The sequence below is a fragment of the Pseudomonas sp. S09G 359 genome, assembly GCF_002843605.1.
In the GTDB taxonomy this organism is placed as follows: domain Bacteria; phylum Pseudomonadota; class Gammaproteobacteria; order Pseudomonadales; family Pseudomonadaceae; genus Aquipseudomonas.
The window spans coordinates 2,489,403-2,506,383 of record NZ_CP025263.1 but is presented as its reverse complement, the minus strand read 5'-3'; the positions used below and the strand labels follow the sequence as shown (position 1 = coordinate 2,506,383).

Sequence of the window (16,981 nt, the reverse complement as noted above, 5' to 3'; positions counted from 1 at the left end):
AGCCCGCTCGCCACAGGGGAGGTGTTTGCCTTCAGAAGGGGGGCTGGCAAGCCAGTCCCACAGAACAAACAAAAAAGGGGCGATCATTGATCGCCCCGAAGGTGCATCGAGAGGTCCTGCTGAAGTACTACAAACTGATCTGCTTGCGCTCCTCATCCGTCAACCGCGCCCGCGCCTGCTCACTCAATGGCCCGGCACCCAGTACCTGCACCGGGCTGTTGGGGTTGTAGCCCGAGGTTTTCTGTTGCGGCGCCGGCGTTTGCGGTAACGGCTCGGTACCCAGGCTCAACACTTCCACGGTCATGATCGACGGCCGGCCCTGCTTGGCCGCCGCCTGCTGGCTGCGCGCCGCGTCTTCCGCCGCCTGGGACGCCGCCGCCCCTGCCGCGCTGGCCGAACTCATGGCGCCGGTGTTGACCGTGGCCGACACTGGCACCCCGGACGACTTGCCCTGGGTCTGGATATTCGCCGCGTTCACCACGCGCAAGGCGGCGATGTTGACGTTGCCCGACACGCGAATGCCCGCCTCGCCCGCATCGATGGTGCCCAACGGTGCGATCAAGTCGATATCCCCCGCCGGCACTTCCGGGATCGGGTTGAGCGTGGCGATCCCCGCACCGGTGCTCGGCACCGACGGCGACAAGCCCACGTTGCCCCAGTTGTCATAGACACGCTTGGGCGGCGTGTACACCACGGTGGTCTTGGAGCCCCGCCCGGCGTTGATGTCACCTTCGCTGGTCCAGCCCATGATGGAACCGCCGAAGGTGGTCATGATGCGGCTCTGGCCAAGCAAAATGCTGCCCAGGGAGTACAGCTGGATATCGCCGGCGCCCTGGGTGATCACACCCGCCGTGGACGGTGGCGCCGCGCCTTCGATGCCGAAGGTCTGGCGGCCGCCCGGGGTGAGCATCTGGATCGAGCCGCCGAAGTTGGTGTGCACGCCGGCACCGCCGAACATCGTGATATCACCTTTGTAGGTGATCGGGTTGCCGGCCACGTCGGTGCTCGGGAACAACGCCGCGATGGCGTCACGCCCGCGCAGGTAACTGCCCTGGCGCACGCTGCCGTCCTGGTTGTACTCGCGGCCGGCGGCCTTGAGTTCGGCAAAGTACACGTCGCGGGCGAAGACCCGTTGTTGCTCGGCGGGTAGCGCCGCGTAGTAGGCCCGCGCCTGTTCGCTGTTGCCGACAAAGCCGAAGCGCTCGGCCAGCCAGCCAACCAGTTCGTTTTCGTAGGTCTTGGCCACCTTGCTGCCCTGCAACGACTCACCCGGTTGGGCCAGGTTGGCGGGGTCGAGGTAAGCCTCGACAAATCGCAGGTAATCCGGGCCGTTGGGGCCGACGCCGGCTTGCATCACGATGCTCGCGCCGGGGCGGTTGTCGCCGGCCGCAACTGCGCCGAGGCTGTTGACCCCGACCTTGTCTTCCATCTGGATATTGCGCCCTGCCGACAGCTCCAGGGTGCCGGGGCCGGCCACATTGAAGCTGCTGTAGAGAATGTCGCGGCCGGCGCTGGCGATGGAAATGTCGGTGAGACTGCTGTGTACGAACAGGTTGCCGGTGATGGAATAGGCGCCCGTGGTCGAATCACCGCCCTCAGCGCCACTGAGTGGAGTACCGCTGCTGACAATGTCGCGACCGGCCAGCATCCATACCGGGCCCGCGCCTTCATAGTAGGTTTGCCCAAAACGTGGATTACCGGCGGTCGTAATGGTGATCGCCCGCCCACTGTTGACCCCCAGCAGGTCACCACTCAAGGCATAGAAGCGTGCAGGCTCCAGGTTTTCACCCCAGGCCGTGCTGGCCGTGTTGGGGCCAAAGGCAAACAGCGGCGATCGTCCGAAAAGCGCAGTGCTGCCGTCGCTGGACAGGTTACCGCTGCCCGTTACCGGGTTGCGATCGCTCAGAAAACCAAGGAAGGCCGGATGCAGGATCGAGGCCAGGCTATCCGGGGTAGCGCTGGAGCGGCTGATGGTCAGGTCGCCGCCATAGATCGAATCGCCCGCCAGCAACTCCAATTGCCCGTTGGCCGAGGGTGCCAGCACCAAGGCTTTGAGCGGTGCCACCGAGTTGGTATTGAAACTCGAGGCACGCCCGTAATACAGGCTGCCGTTGGCGGCGACCGCCCGCAATGTGGCGGGATAGACCGCGGCCATATCGGTTTCCAGGGTCTCGGTCAGCGGCGTGAGGTTGCCGCCAGCGGAGAACAGGTCCACCGCCGTGTGGTCGGTCCACAGGCTGAACCAGCTTTGCCCGATCCCATTGACCCCACCGTTGACATAAGCCAAGGCATTCATTTGCGGCGCGCGCCCTGGGTCGGCGACGTCCTGCAACACCAGGTCGCCCCGGGTGGAGAGACTGAAGGTTGCGTCGCCCGGCAGCAGGCTCAAACCACCCGCCGCGGCGGCGGAGGTGGAACGCAACGGATCGTAGGCCCGCACTTCGCTGGGGCTCTGGTCTCTGAGCTGGTTACCGTAACGCAAGGTCAGGCTGCCAAGGGCGCCACCGGTCAACTGCACATGCCCACGCAGGTTCACCAGTGCGCCGTTGAGGTGGCCGGTGAAGGTCTGGCTGGCTGGGTTGATGGCGCCGCCGACCCGCAGGTTCAAATCGCCGCCACCGGTCAGCTGTACGCTGCCGTCGGCCGCGACCCGGCCAGTGCTGCCGACTGCGAGTACCAAGCCCTGGCTGCGGGGGCTGACGTTTTGAGGGGTTGACGACACTGGGCGGATAAGCCCTGCATCGCCGCCTACATCAACATTGAGGTTGCCGCCGCCCAGGGTGCCAAAGCCGGTGAAGCCGACCATCTGGTCGGCACCCAGGCTTGAGACATAGGAGCCAAAGTTGATCCACCAGGCAGTGGCTTGCGCGTTACCATCGCCCTGGCGCCACAACCAATTGCCGACGTTGGCCGAATCCTGACCCAAATCGACAGCGACCGGGCGCCCGGCGCCAATCAGTGACGGGCTGGTGACATTACCCGTCAGGTCGCCACCCACTTTCAGCAGTAAATTGCCACCCGTATCCGGGTACCAGGCACGATACAGGCTGCCCGGTTTGCCATTGACCAGTTGCTCATTGTTGCCCTGGGCATTGCCCAGCACCTTGTTATTGCTGCCCAAGGCGCGTTTGAGGTTGTACGGGTCATTGGCCGAGGTGGCGCTGGATGAACTGCCAGCGGTGTAGACACCGAACAGCGACTCCATACTCAGGTTTCCGGCCGCCAGTAATTCCAGGTCCGCCGCCCCCGTGCGTATCACACTGAAACGGGTACTGCCCCCGGCCAGATAGCTTGTGCCGCCCCCCTGTGTAACGCAAAACATCGGGTATTCATCACACATGCCGGGGTACGCTTCGTTATCGAAGTCAATCGGTTGTCCCGCCATGCCGCTGTCGCCAAGCCATTCGATGGCGCCCTCCTCGCTCCATACAATTGTGGCGCCCGCGCCGGGCACTCCAAACATCCCATAGTGACTGTCGGCGAGGCGCAGATTACCGCTCACCGGGAGCGGCTGCAGCAGGCGACTATCCGCCGCTTGCGTATCAGCACCGGCCACCAGGCGCAGCGACCACGACTGCGAACCTTCCTCCAGCATCGGCGCAATCGCCCAGTTCTTGCCCTGGCGACCGGCGTCGGCAACCCGCAGTTGCACCGACTCCACGCCACCCGGCAACTTGACGTTGGTACCCGACGGCAACAAGGCTCCCCGGGGCAGCACTGTGCTGACGGCCAGCGTGACGTTGCTGACCAAAGGAACCCCTTTGGGCCAGATCAGCCCGTCGATATTGGCCGAAATGCTCAGCAAGGTGCCAGCATCCAGCTTGCTGCCGATGGCGAGGGTTTCACTCTGGCTCAACAGCGTGCCCGCCGCGAACAGCACATTGCCCGACGCATCCCGCACGGCGGCCGCCAATACCGTACCGGCCGGCAGCACCAGCGGTTGGCTGAGCGTTGCCGCAACCGGAAACCGGGTGCCCGCCTGCATAAACAGCGCCTGGGTCAGCACATCAAAATTAAGCGCCGCACCGGCTGGAAACACAGTGCCCGCTTCCAGCGTCACGCCACTGCCCGGCACCACCACCGTGCCGCCGGTGTAGTCGATACCGGCGCGCAGTACCCAGCCATTGTCATCGTCCGTCTCGAGCGGCGCCGCGAAGCCGTCGTTGATGCTGCCGTAGATATTCAGGTCGCCACCGGCACGCAGGGTCAGGCTACCGGCTTCGGTCAAGGCGGTGGATTTAAGGCTGGCGTAGCGATAGCCGGACAGGTCCAGATCGCCCTGCACCACCAGGTCGCCGTCCGCGGTTGTGCTGATGATCTCTACCCCAGGGCGCAGATGGAACGTATCTCCGTAGGTGGCGTTGTTCAGGCCGGCCAGCTTGTTTTGCACCAGGTTGTTATTCGCGCGGGCGGCGTTGATGAACGCCGTGTTAGCAGGATCGACAACCTTCTTGAGGTAGTCCTGATCAATCACCTGGTAGGGACGCCCATTCGGCGTTTCATCGGTTTTGGTCGGGGCGTCGTCATAAGTGATCATGCCGTTGAGGGCGATCGACCGCGCGCCCTGGATCGTCAACTGCCCACTGGCGTCAATGGCGATGTCATTGCCACCCAGGCGCGGCGCGTTGAGTTCCAGGGTGCCACGCGGGCGCCCGTCGCTGGTCGCAGCGTCGGTGCCATGGCGCAGGTCGATGTGCACGCCATCGGCCAGGGTCAACTGGCCCTGGCCCGAGCTGAGGACTACGGTGGCGCGGTTCGGTGAGTCGATGATCTTGCCGTAGCTGTCCACGCGCAGTTGCGTGCCATGGGCATCGAGCACGGCGCTGCCGTCCAGGGTCAGGCCGTTCTTGGCGGCCAGGTTGATGCTGCCGACGCGCTCGCCGCTGGCGTCCACCAGGCCGGTCACGCGCAGGCTGCCGTTGTCGATCGAGACGTTGATGCTGTTGGCCTTGACGCCACTGCCGATGGTCAAGTCGCCCTGCTTGAGCTGGAAGCTGCGCGCGCCGAACACCTGACCCTGGTTGAGGCGCTGGTTCAGCGCGGCAAATTGGTCGTTGAGGGTGCCGCTGCCACCCAGGTGCTGGGCCTGGATCTCCACCGCACCGGCCAGGTACGGCACCAGGGTGCCGCCAGCATCGTAGTAACCGCTGCTGCCGGCAACGATCTTGCCCGCCAGGTCGACTGTCCCCGCCGCGCTGTCCACCGCCACTGCGCGCAACCGGCCGGCCTGGTTGAATTGCGCCGACAGGTCGATGGTCGAGCCAGCCGCCTGTTGCACATTGCCCGCGCGGCTTTCCAGCAACACCTCGCCACCCGCGCTGTACTTAGTCAGGTCGTTGAAGGCAAGGGCCCGACCGGCCACATCAATCGAGGCGGCATCGGTCAGCACCACGTCGCCACGGGCGCCCAGGGTGACTTTACCGCTGGGCAGCACCACCGCGCTGGCCAGGCGAATGCTGTCGCCCTGCAACGACAACTCGGCGCCGATACCGTCGACCTTGCCCACCGCGCCGGCCGATGCGCTCACATCGATGGCGCCACCGGCCGTGATTTTATTCACCGAACCGGCTTCACCGGTCATCAGCGGCGTGAGGACATTCAGGTTGCCGCCGCTGTAGGCAAAGCCCTTTATCGCGTCGTAGGCGCCCTGGCTCTGGTACACCGACAGGCTGCCTTTGTGGTTGGCGGTGATGCGCTCGCTGGCATTCAGGTTGACGTTGGCAAAACCCAGCGCCAGGCGGTCAAAGGTCTTGGTGGTGCTCGGTTGGGCAAAGTCGCCGTAGCCGAACTCGATACGCTCGGCGTTGATGTCCAGGCGCCCACTGCCGGTGCCGGCACCGCCGGTCACTGCTGCCACAGGCGGCGCCACGGCGCCCTGCCAGATCAGGTTGGCGGTGTGGATAGTCGCCACGTCATTGGCGCCGCCGGCGCCGTAGATCGCCGGGGTGGACAGCATCAAGTTGCTCAGCAACGACTTGCCGGTCACCGCGTCATAGGTGTCCAGGGTGCTGGTGCCGTAGAAGTTGAAGCTGTCGCGCGCCGACAGTTGCAGGGTCTCCAGGGCCGGCGCGCCGAATTGGGTATCACCGCGCAGCAGGCGCTCCAGCAGTTGCTGGCTGAGGGTCATCCCCACCGGCAGGCGATTGTTGGCGGCGGCATCGGCCAGGGCTTCGGGGCTGCCGACGTTGATGCTGGACACCCCCAGATTCAGGTGGCGGGTGCCATAACGCACCGCATCGCCCATCTGCAGTGTGCTGTCGGTCAAGGCGACGATGCTGCCTTCGGAATACAGGGCCGTCTGCCCACTGCAGAGTGCGCTGTTGCACGCGCCCAGCTGGATGCCCCCACTCACATTACCGCCCGTTGACGGTGCGGCGACAACGTTGAGCAAACCGTTGGACACCGCCAGCACATTGGTCAGGTTGTAGATAAACCCGTCACGTGCGTCGTAGCTGGCCTTGCCCTGGCCGATGGTGTTGATCGAGGCGCCTTGTTCGACCGCTATATTGCCCGTAGAGGTCAGCAGCATGACCTCCGGTGCCGCCAGGTTCGCACCCTCGCGCAGGACGATGGAACTGGTGATACTGCTGGGGAGGTTGATGTAGTTGCCACCCTGGCCGTAAGTGACATAGGTCATTCCACCGATCAGCAGGCGCGCGGCGCCCATTGCATTGAGGCTGTCGGCATCCAGCGTAATGCCTCTGAAACCGCCGGTAGCCGCTTTGCCTGGCGCGACAATTTCGATATCGCGCCCTAACACGCCTCTTTCTGCGTTAATCAGCGATACGGTACCGCCGTAACCACCCTCAGCCGCCTCGAAGCGACCGATGCCCTGGAACGAAAAGGCATCCGCACCCGCGCCCGGCCGCAAGGCCAGTTGCAAGGTCTTGGCATCCACTGGCAGCAGAGCGCGGGGCACACCCAGCCTCGCGGCATCGGCTAGGGCGAATTGCGCGTAACCGGTTTCGTTGTATTGGGAGTAGCGGCGCAATGTATCCGCCGACGTGAGGATCACCTGGCTGGCTGTACTGTTGCTGATGCCGGTATTGGCGATGGACAAGCGCCCGGCCGTGGCCCATGAGCCATTGCGCAACGCCTGGGTCACACCGTCGGCGCCAAGCCCGGCCAGGCCATTGATTTCAACCCGGAAAGCGCCTGGCATCAGCGCATAGGTCGACGGCATCAGGGTGTAAGTGCCGGCAGCCAAGCCCGGCACGCCGGCGCCAATGGTGATCTGCTGGCCGATCAGCGGGTCGACCGCGCCGCCTTCCGGCGCCACGGGGGCATAACCCGGCTGCACGCCCGGCACAATCGCATAGATCGGGTTGGTGCCCAGGCCAGGCAGCACAAACCCTCCATTCGCCCCGAACTGTACCAACGGGTTGTAACGCGCATCCGTAGAGCCCCCGCGCCCGGAAATAAACCCCGCACCGAGCAGTTCGCCACCGCCGGACAGATCCACCGTCGCCTCAGGCAGCACCGCCACCGACTGGCCACCCAGAACCACCCCAACGTTCAGGCTGCCAGCCGTGTTGCCACCACCCTGGCCGATGAACGTCACCGTCTTGCCGTTGTACTTGTAGACTTGGCCATCCACCGTGCCGCCGTAAGGCAATACCAGCCCCTTGCCACTCACCGAGGTGATGCTGCCCGGCAGCAACTCCACTCGAGTAGACCCCAGGTTGCCGATCTCGATCAGCCCTAGGGGGGCACGCACCACACCGCCCTGTTTGATGGTCGGGCCACCCAGTTGCAGACGACCGAAGGCCGAGTAAGGCATGGCAGCAGTGCTGTCCCCGATGCGTGCGAGGGTCAGGGTGCGTGTTGGATCGTAGTTGAAGCCTGTGCCATTGCTGGAAGTACCCGCCAGATAGCCCGCCAGTACCCGCGCGCCCACCTCCGTCGCCGGATACAGCTGCGCCGCGCGCAGGGTCATATCGCCGCTCGTGATCAATTGCGTGCTGATGCCTTGGGCAATCACATCCGCGCCAGCGCCGGCCAGGAAGCGCAGATCACCCTGGCTGGTCAATTGCACATCATCGAACCCACGCCGTTCCAGGCTGGCCTGGCTGTTGTCGGGCCGCAATAGATAGCTCTTGTTGCCAAACAGCACGTTGCCACGCACCTCGATCAGATTGGCGTTGGCGTTGAACTGCGCCGTGGTAGCCAGCGCGGAGGGATTGGGCAACACCGGCACCGCGCGGGTGTAGGCTTCCTTGCCGGATTCTGCCGGCGCGAGGATGCCGGCCAACAACAGGTAAGGCGCTGACAGGTTGACCCGCGAGCTGGCCGCCGCGTTTTCACTGAGGTTATAGCTGCCACTGTACAAGCGCAGGCTCTGGCCCATGCTCAACGACACGTCACCGTCAAAACTCAGCAAGCCGTTGCTGAGCAGCGCCAGGTTGTCAAAGCCGCCGGCACTGATCTGGTCCACGCCGAGGCGGCCATGGCCGTACTCCAGGCTGGCGGTGGGGCTGGATTGATGGGTCTGGCTGAGTACCAGTTCTCGCACCTTGAGTACACTGTCGTTGACACCGGCCTTGAGGTAATACGGGCTTTCCAGGGCAACGGCCAGGCTGCCGCCCGCCGCACCTGCGCCACCCGCACGGGCAACGAAGCTGCCGTCCAGGTACAGGCCGTTGTTCGAGGCAAAGCTGATGCTGCCACCGTTGCTAGCCACCGGCACGCGGCCCTGGCCGGGCACATCGAGCAACGCCTGGGCGCCGGACGCGTCCAGGCGGGCGCCGTCGCGCACCACCACAAACAGGTCGCTGGCCTTGGCGATGCCGGTGGCCAGGTTGATGTCGCCACCAATGCTGATCGTGCCGCCATTGCGCACCTGGCCGTAGACATTGCCACGGTTGCTCACCGCCGTGACCGCACGCGACGCCACATCGATCAGCGCGTTTTCACCTACCCAGATCGAACGGCGATGGCCAGCGGCGTTGGCCGCTTCCGAACCCGTTGCCGTCAGGCCACCGAGGCTGACGCTGCCGCCCCAGGCGTTGAGGGTACCGTTCATGGTCAATTGGCCGACGCTGCGCAGGTTGATGGCCTGGCCGGGGTCGACACTGATCACCGCGCCCTGCCCCACACTCAAGGCCGTGGTGGCCAGTTCAGCCGCCGTGGAATTCAGATTGCCGGCGGTCAGGGTCAGGCTGGCCCCACGGCGCTGGGTCAGCACACCTTTGCTCGCGTCTTCCTGGTACAGCGCCGGCGTCCAGCGCTCAAGGGCGGTGGCCGGATCGCTGCCCGTGGGGGCCGCCGATGTCTGTTCGCCCACGCGATATACCGGCGTAGTCACATCGACCTGGGTGCCGTCCGTGACCAGCAGCCCATCATTGCCGGTGATGTCATAGGCCGAGAAGCCTTTGTTGAAGAAGTCACCGGCCAGTTGCACGGTACCTGCATCCGGCGCCGTGGCGCTGGCGCCGATCTGCACTTTGCGCGCCTGCAACGCCAGGGTGCCGCCACCGCTGACGCCATAACCGCGAATCTCGCCGTCCAACCCCAGGGTGCTCAGAGACGCCAAGGTCACATCGCCGCCCTTGCCGCCGTTGAGCTTGCCATCCAGGCCGAGGGTGCCGCCGGAGGATGTGTCCACCACGCTGCCGGCGACCAGGTTCACATTGCCCGTGCTGCGCAACGACACTTTGCCGCCGTTCACAAAGGCCACACCGCTGTTGTCGGTCGGCGCCAGCAGCAGGTTGCTCCAGCGCCCGCTGGTGTCCAGCGTGACCCCGGCGGCGACGTTTACGGTGCCGCCGCCGTTGAGGATCGTGTCACCCACGGCACCCGCTTTAAGCGGGTCGACCTGGCTGAGGATATTGCCCGCATTGATACTGCCGCCGTGGGCCGTGAGGTTGGCGTTGATCGCAACGCCACGCCCGAACAGGGTGATATCGCCGCCATCGCCCACCTTGAGCGCACCGTTGACGGTAACCTGCTGCTTGCCAGCGACCTTGATCGCGCCCAGTTGGTAGCCATTGAGCTGGTCGCTGTCGAGCACCATCTTGCCCTGGCGATCCGCCGGCAATGCGGTGGTGAGGTCCAGGCCATCGGCGATTTTCTGCGTGCTGCCTTCGATCAACACCTCGTCCGCGTTCGCGCCCAAGGCATAACGCAGCGTGCCGGTGGTCTTGTTGTACACCGGTGTGTAGCCGCCAATGATCAACTGCGCGCGCTGGGCCATAGCCTTCTGCGACTGCTGGTAACCGTCGAGGTTGATATTCGGCGCCTGGGTCTGGCGGTCGCCCTGGAACACGTCACTGATCACCTGGCCCTCGAGCACCGCGCTGGTGGTGCCGATCACCAGCTTGCCGGCATCGCGGCCCACTGTGTAACCGCTCTCGTAACGGCGCTGCTTGGCGATCATCGGGTTGTAGTAGTACTCGGTCTGGCCCCAGCGCACGCTGGTGTCTTCATAGCCTTTGTAGATCCCGGAATAGAGGATGTCGCCCGGCGCGTTGGACAGCTCGTACAGCCGCCCATCCGGGCCCTTGAGCCAGGTCTGCTGGATATAACCGGCCTGCACATCCACGGTGCCGCCCGACAGGTTGATCTGCGCGCCGGTCTGGGTCACCACGTCCTTACCGGTAAAAGTCACGGTGCCGCCCTGGGCCATCCACTCGCCCACCGAGTGGCCCTGGGTGCCGAGGTAGCCGCCGACTTCGAGCAAACCGCCGGCGGTGTACCAGCGGTCCGTGGCGTAGCCGTTGGTGCCGGCGGGCACGAACACCAGATCACGCAGGTCGACCCACACATCGTTGTTGATCAACTGCCCATCGTCACGGTTGACCGGCGCATCGCGCTGCTCATTGCCCTGCACGTTGATCTTGATGTTATTGGATTCCATCGACACCTTGACGCCGACGGCGCCCGACACGTCGATCATCGCCCCGTCGCGCACCAGGCTGCGACCGGCCGCGCTGACCGCCACCTGGCCGCCCGTGGCGAGGGTGATCGAGCCTTTCTGGAAGTCCACAGTGCCGCCGCTGACGATTTCGATGCGTGATTGATCGGTGCGGTCGGCCACGGCGCTGAGGTTGTTGAACTGGCCGGTGATCAGGTTGGCGGGCGTACCGTCAAGCTTGATCAGGCCGTTGTCTTTCTGGCCGTTGAGCGCAGTGCTGCCACTGCTGTCGAGCAGGATCGCGGTGGTGCTGCCCTCGCCCAGGGTCACGCTGCCGGTGGTGTCCGTGGCGGCGTTGAGCAAGTGGATGGTGCCACGGGTGTCCACCGAGGTGCTGGCCAGGGCCACGCCGTTTTGCTGCACCTGGTGCCCGGTCAGGGTGATGTCACCGGTGGCGGCCATGATCAGGCCCGTGTTGCTGACCTTGCCTGCGGTGCTGCCGGCCTTGAGGCTGGTGGCCACTTCATTGCCGCGCGTGGTGGAGCGGTCATTGCCGGTAGTGCCGACGCCCTTGCGGATGTAAAAGCTGTCACCGGCGGCCAGGGTGGTCTGGCCCTTGGCGGTATTGATGGTGCCGGCGTTTTCCACTTCCGAGCCCAGCAGCAAGGCATAGCCGCCGGCGTCGGTGGAGGTGGCTGGGTTGTGGGTCTGGATCACTGCGCCACGCTGCACCTCGACCTTGCCCGCCGCATCGGTGAAGGTCGGCTGGGTGCCGGTAGCGTCCACGTAAATGCCACGCTGGGTGAACTGCTCGTCGGTGATGTTTGCCGCCGCTGCCACCAGGTTACGCACGTTGACCTGGCTGGTGCCGCTGAACACCACGCCGTTGCGGTTCATGATCATCACCGTACCGGCGCCGTTGATCTGGCCCTGGATCTCGCTGGGGCGCGCATCAGGGTCGTTGACGCGGTTAAGCACGGCCCAGCTCGACTGCTGCTGGAAATCCACGCTGGTATTGCGCCCGACGTTGAAGGTCTCCCAATTGAGGATTGCCTTGTCGGCGGTTTGCTCGATGGTCACCGTGGTCTTGCCGCCTGCCTGGGTCTGCACCGGGCCCTTGGCGTTGGTCCAGCCCTGGGTCAGGCTGTTATCGACCTGCAGGCCGCCCTTGCCCAAGCCATCGGGGATCGTCGAGACCTGGCCGAACGCGGCCTGGCGCCCAGCGGCCTGCGCCGCCTGCTGCGCGGCAATCGCCGCCACGCTGGTGTTCAAGGTGCTGATGGAACGCGCCAACTGCTGGTTGACCTTCGCCTGCTGGTTCAACGTCGGAATCCCCGGCACCTGCCCGGCACTGATCCGCGCTGCCGTCGCCGCCTGGGTCGCGCCTTTGTCGGCAAACCAGCTGGAACTGAACGCCGTGGCCGCGTGGGCGTTGCCCGCCACCATCAACAACGCAATGGCCTGGGCCAAAGGCTTGAGGCGCAGGACAGGCTCTTGGGCTTTCAGGTTAACCGGTGATTTGCAGCGGACCATCGGGAATCTTCCTTCTTTGTTATTCGCCAGAGGCAAGACAAGCTCACGTATGAGGGTTAGGCGGCTGGCGAGGGGCGGGACTGAACTTCTGTCACGCAAAGTTCATAGAGGGCTGGTAACGGCGGGCACAAACGCAAAAATCAGCAACGGCACAGGCCGTTGCTGATCAGGTGTTGCAGGTCGGTGAAAGCGTGGGTTACAGCGGACGACCGATACCGTTGCAGACGTTGGTATTGCCGATGCTCAGGGCGTTGCTGGCGGTCAGGAAGCTGCCGCGAATCGCGACTTTCCAAGCGGTTGGCAGCGGTACGAAAGCATTGGCGGTGATGGCTGCATCGTTGTTGTTAGACGCGCCGTAGTGCTTGGCGAAGAAATCACGCACTTGGGTGGTCTGGGTGGCATCGGCGTAGCACTGGCTGAAGATCACGTTGGTGAAGCCCAGGATCGGGTAGCCCGAGGTTGGGTAAGGCTGCACACCGGCCACGCCATCTTTACCGAATACCGGAACCCAGCTGTCCGGGTTGGCACGCACACCTGCGGCAGGCACCGGTACTGCGCCGATAGCAGCAGAAACGTTGCTTGCGGCTGGCGACACGCCCTGGACAGCAGTACCGTTGACGACATCCTTGCCAACGCGAGCAACTTTGGTCGCGTCATCCAGACCGGCGAGGGTCGGGGCGGCGAAGTCAGGGCTCATGTAGGTGATACGCCCCTCATCGACGGTGGTATCGTTCAGCGCAGTCATCACGCCTTGACTGCCGGTTGCGGCAACGGCGCCGGCAGGCAGGCCACCGGTGTAGCTTGTGCCAAAGGTAGTGGTGACGTTGAAAGTGCCGGGCTCAGTGCACTTGGCGTTAAGGAAACGGGTAAACAGCTCGGTGGTGCCGCTGCTTTCACTGCGGTATACAACCGTGATCGGACCGCTACGGCCTGCCCCAGTGATACCGCTCCAATCGACGATACGACCGGAGAACACACCGCACAACTCGCTGACGCTGAGGTCAACGTTACTAGTACCGCTTTTGCGGAAAGGAATGGCGACCGAAGTACCTACCGAAGGCAACTGGATCAGTTTGCCCCAGGTCGCTTGACGGGTGTTTTCATAGGTGGACAGCTCAGTCGCCGACAACTTGGAATCGCTACCCGCCCAGTGCACGTTCTTGTTAGTCACGCCAGCCTGGAACTTGGTGTAGTCGTTGTTCAGGAAGGCTGCCTTGCCATTGCCGCTGCCCACGCCGATGTAGCCGGCAAAGCCAGTGGTGAGTACGCCGGAGGTCTGGTACAGCGCTTGTGGCAGGGTTGCGCCGCCGCCGTTGATGTCAGCCATTGCAGCCTGGGCCGAGCACAGTGCAGCGAGGGTCATGGATACCGCGAGAACGTTGCGCTTAAACATGAAGAAGCTCCTTTCGTCGTGTTTGTACGTTTGGGGTAGATGGCGCTTGCATGACGTCATGGCTTCGGTCCCAGGCCCGGTTCAGGGGGTGGCGAGGGGTGAGGCCATGGGTAGGGAATTTGGCAGCTTCCGATGACAGCAAAACGAAAAAACCTCGGGAGGAACACCTTGATTTTCAAAAAGATTCTCGGGTGTTTTGGTCATGCCAATGAGCGGTTTCGGGGCAGATGACAGCGGCGTTTCAACACGGCTGCGCGGCCCTGGGCTGCAGGCAGCGTAGGCCGTGTGGAAGGGGTTGGAACATGACGGAATGAGGAACCCGAGGTTGGGGGCCCTACTGAAGAAACGCAGTAAAAATGTGGGAGGGGGCTTGCCCCCGATAGCAGTGTGTCAGCTGAAAATAAGCCAGCTGAACCACCGCCATCGGGGGCAAGCCCCCTCCCACATTGGATTTTTGGTGTGTTCAAGTGACGAGTTGGTTGATCTCGATGATCGGCAACAGCACCGCCATTACAATCACCAACACCACCGCGCCCATCACCACGATCATCAGTGGCTCCAGCAACGCGGTCATGCCCATGGCGCGGCGTTCGATATCCCGCGACAAGGTCTGCGCGGCGCGCTCCAGCATCGGCGGCAACGAGCCGGTTTTTTCGCCGCTGGCGATCAGGTGGATCAACACCGGCGGGAAGACCTTTTCCACCGCCAGCGCCGGGGCCAGGTTGACGCCTTCGCGGACCTTGGCGGTAGCGTCGTTGACACACTGGCTAAGACGGTCGTTGGACAAGGTTTGCCGCGCGGCTTCAAGGGCGCGCAACAGCGGCACGCCGGCGCCGCCGAGGATCGCCAGGGTCGAGGCAAACCGCGCCGTGTTCAGCCCCAGCACAAACCGCCCGATCAGCGGCAGGCGCAGCACACGGCTGTGCCAGTTCAAGCGCGCCAGCGGGTTGCGCAGGTACAGGCGCCAGCTCCAGAAACCGCCGACGAGCCCGGCAAAACACAGCCAGCCCCAGGCGCGGATAAAGTCACTGGCGTTGAGCATCGCCAGGGTCAGTCCCGGCAGGTCCTGGCGCGCCTGGGAAAATGCGCTGACCACCTGGGGCACCACATAGCTGAGCAGGAAAATCACAATGCCGATGGAGACCAATCCCACCACGCCAGGGTAGATAAACGCGGTGAGGATCTTGCCGCGCAGGTTGTTGCGCTCCTCGATGTAGTCGGCCAGGCGCTCCATCACTTGGGCCAGGTCGCCAGACTCTTCCCCCGCCGCAATCAACGCGCGGTAAATCGACGGAAAATCCCGTGGCCGTGCGGCCAAGGCATCGGCCAGGCGCATGCCGCCACGCACATCGGCGCGCACGGCGGCCAGGGTCTGGGCGATATGTTTTTTCTCGGCCTGCTCCACCGTGGCACTCAGCGCCGCTTCCAACGGCAGGCTGGCACCCAGCAGGCTCGCCAGTTGCCGGGTGGCCCAGGCCAGATCGTTGTCCGACAGCTTGGCCGTGAACAGGCTGCTGCCGGCGGCGGCTTGCTGCCCGCCCTCAACCTGCACCAGCAACGCGGTCAGGCCACGGCCGCGCAACACCGCAAACGCGCCGCTCTGGCTGTCGGCCTCCACGTGCCCGGCCTCGACCTTGCCGCTGGCGTCGGCGGCTTCATAGCGATAGCGATTCATCAGGCGTCCCGTGTCACGCGCAGGATTTCTTCGGCTGCGGTGGCGCCGCTGCGCACCCAGCGCTCGCCGTCTTCACGCATGCTGAACATCCCGGCACGCCGCGCGGCCAAGCGCAGATCCTGCTCGCCGGCGCCGTTGTGGATCAGGCTGCGCACATCGTCATCGACGCAGAACAATTCATGGATACCGGTCCGCCCGCTGTAGCCAATCTGGTTGCACTGCGCACAGCCCACCGGGCGCCAGGTGCCGGGCGCGGCCGGGTCTTGCTGTTTGCAATGCGGGCACAGCCGGCGTACCAGGCGCTGGGCCAACACGCCCAACAGCGAAGACGCGAGCAGGAAGGGTTCGACGCCCATATCGATCAAGCGGTTGACCGCCGATACTGCGTCGTTGGTGTGCAAGGTGGCGAGTACCAGGTGGCCGGTGAGCGAGGCTTGCACGGCGATTTGCGCTGTTTCGAGGTCGCGAATTTCGCCGATCATGATGATGTCCGGGTCCTGGCGCAGAATCGCGCGCAAGGCCAGGCCGAAGGTCATGTCGATCTTGGCGTTGATCTGGATCTGGCTGATGCCCGGCAAGTCATATTCCACCGGGTCTTCCACGGTGAGGATATTGCTGGTGCTGGCGTCCAGCCGCGCCAGGGCGGCATACAGGCTGGTGGTCTTGCCACTGCCGGTGGGCCCGGTGACCAGCACGATGCCGTGGGGCTGGCGGATCAGCGTATCCAGGCGCGCCAGCAGCTGCGGCTCCATGCCCAGGGTTTCCAGTTGCAAACGCCCGGCCTGTTTGTCCAGCAAGCGCATGACCACGCGCTCGCCATGCCCGGTGGGCACCGTGGACACGCGGATATCAATCGGCCGCCCCGCTACGCGCAACGCAATGCGGCCGTCCTGGGGCAGGCGTTTTTCGGCGATATCGAGCTGGGCCATGATCTTGATGCGCGACACCAGCGCGCCATGCAACGCCTTGCGCGGCGACACCACATCACGCAGGGTACCGTCGACGCGGTAGCGCACCACGGAGTGGGTTTCGTAGGGTTCGATGTGGATATCACTGGCCTCGTCGCGGGCGGCCTGGGTGAGCAAGGCGTTGATCATGCGAATCACCGGGGCGCCGTCCTGGGTGTCGAGCAGGTCGGTGACCTCGGGCATGTCTTGCATCAGGCGGTCGAGGTCGACTTCGTTTTCGGCGGCGCCGACCACTGCGGCGGCACTGCCGGTGTCGGCGTAGGCGCTGGTGAGCAGGCCGTCGAGTTCGTCATCGCGCACGTGTTCCAGGCGCGACTGGCCGAACTGGCGGTGGACTTCGCTGATGGACCAGCCGGGGGTCGAGGGGCAGACGGTGAGCAGCATGCCGTCTTCGCTGGGGCGCAGGAGGATGCGTTGGGATTTGGCCCAAGCGTAAGGTAGAAGGCTCATGGGGTTGGGCCCGTTTTTATGGGTCCATATGCAGTTTTTTTGTAATGGCCACTAACGCGGCGCTTAAGATCAAAAGCAACGCGTGACGGCCTTGGAGCCGACCGGTTGTT

General features: G+C 64.3%; 4 protein-coding genes. All 4 read right to left on the bottom strand.

All coding sequences use genetic code 11. The features are described from left to right. Positions 1 to 127: 127 nt before the first annotated feature. The 4 genes from CXQ82_RS11440 to gspE all read right to left on the bottom strand — a co-directional run bounded on the left by CXQ82_RS11440 (position 128) and on the right by gspE (position 16,871). Positions 128 to 12,385: a filamentous hemagglutinin family protein gene (locus CXQ82_RS11440; protein ID WP_101268919.1), complete on the bottom strand. Its 12,258-nt coding sequence runs from the start codon at positions 12,383 to 12,385 to the stop codon at positions 128 to 130. Between the two features lie 196 nt (positions 12,386 to 12,581). Next, entirely contained in the window at positions 12,582 to 13,778 is a 1,197-nt protein-coding gene (locus tag CXQ82_RS11435) for a substrate-binding domain-containing protein (protein ID WP_101268917.1), read from the bottom strand. Between the two features lie 463 nt (positions 13,779 to 14,241). Continuing rightward, positions 14,242 to 15,453, bottom strand: coding sequence for a type II secretion system inner membrane protein GspF (gene gspF / locus CXQ82_RS11430; RefSeq protein WP_101268915.1), 1,212 nt, complete (start codon positions 15,451 to 15,453; stop codon positions 14,242 to 14,244). Further along, on the bottom strand, positions 15,453 to 16,871 hold the full coding sequence (gspE, locus tag CXQ82_RS11425) for a type II secretion system ATPase GspE (protein WP_101268913.1): 1,419 nt from the start codon (positions 16,869 to 16,871) through the stop codon (positions 15,453 to 15,455). The genes gspF and gspE overlap by 1 nt, the downstream gene beginning before the upstream one ends. Positions 16,872 to 16,981: the final 110 nt, after the last annotated feature.

Coding starts and splice junctions, on each gene's coding strand:
- CXQ82_RS11440 (WP_101268919.1), bottom strand. CDS start 12,385: ATGGTCCGCTGCAAATCACCGGTTAACCTGAAAGCCCAAGAGCCTGTC.
- CXQ82_RS11435 (WP_101268917.1), bottom strand. CDS start 13,778: ATGTTTAAGCGCAACGTTCTCGCGGTATCCATGACCCTCGCTGCACTG.
- gspF (WP_101268915.1), bottom strand. CDS start 15,453: ATGAATCGCTATCGCTATGAAGCCGCCGACGCCAGCGGCAAGGTCGAG.
- gspE (WP_101268913.1), bottom strand. CDS start 16,871: ATGAGCCTTCTACCTTACGCTTGGGCCAAATCCCAACGCATCCTCCTG.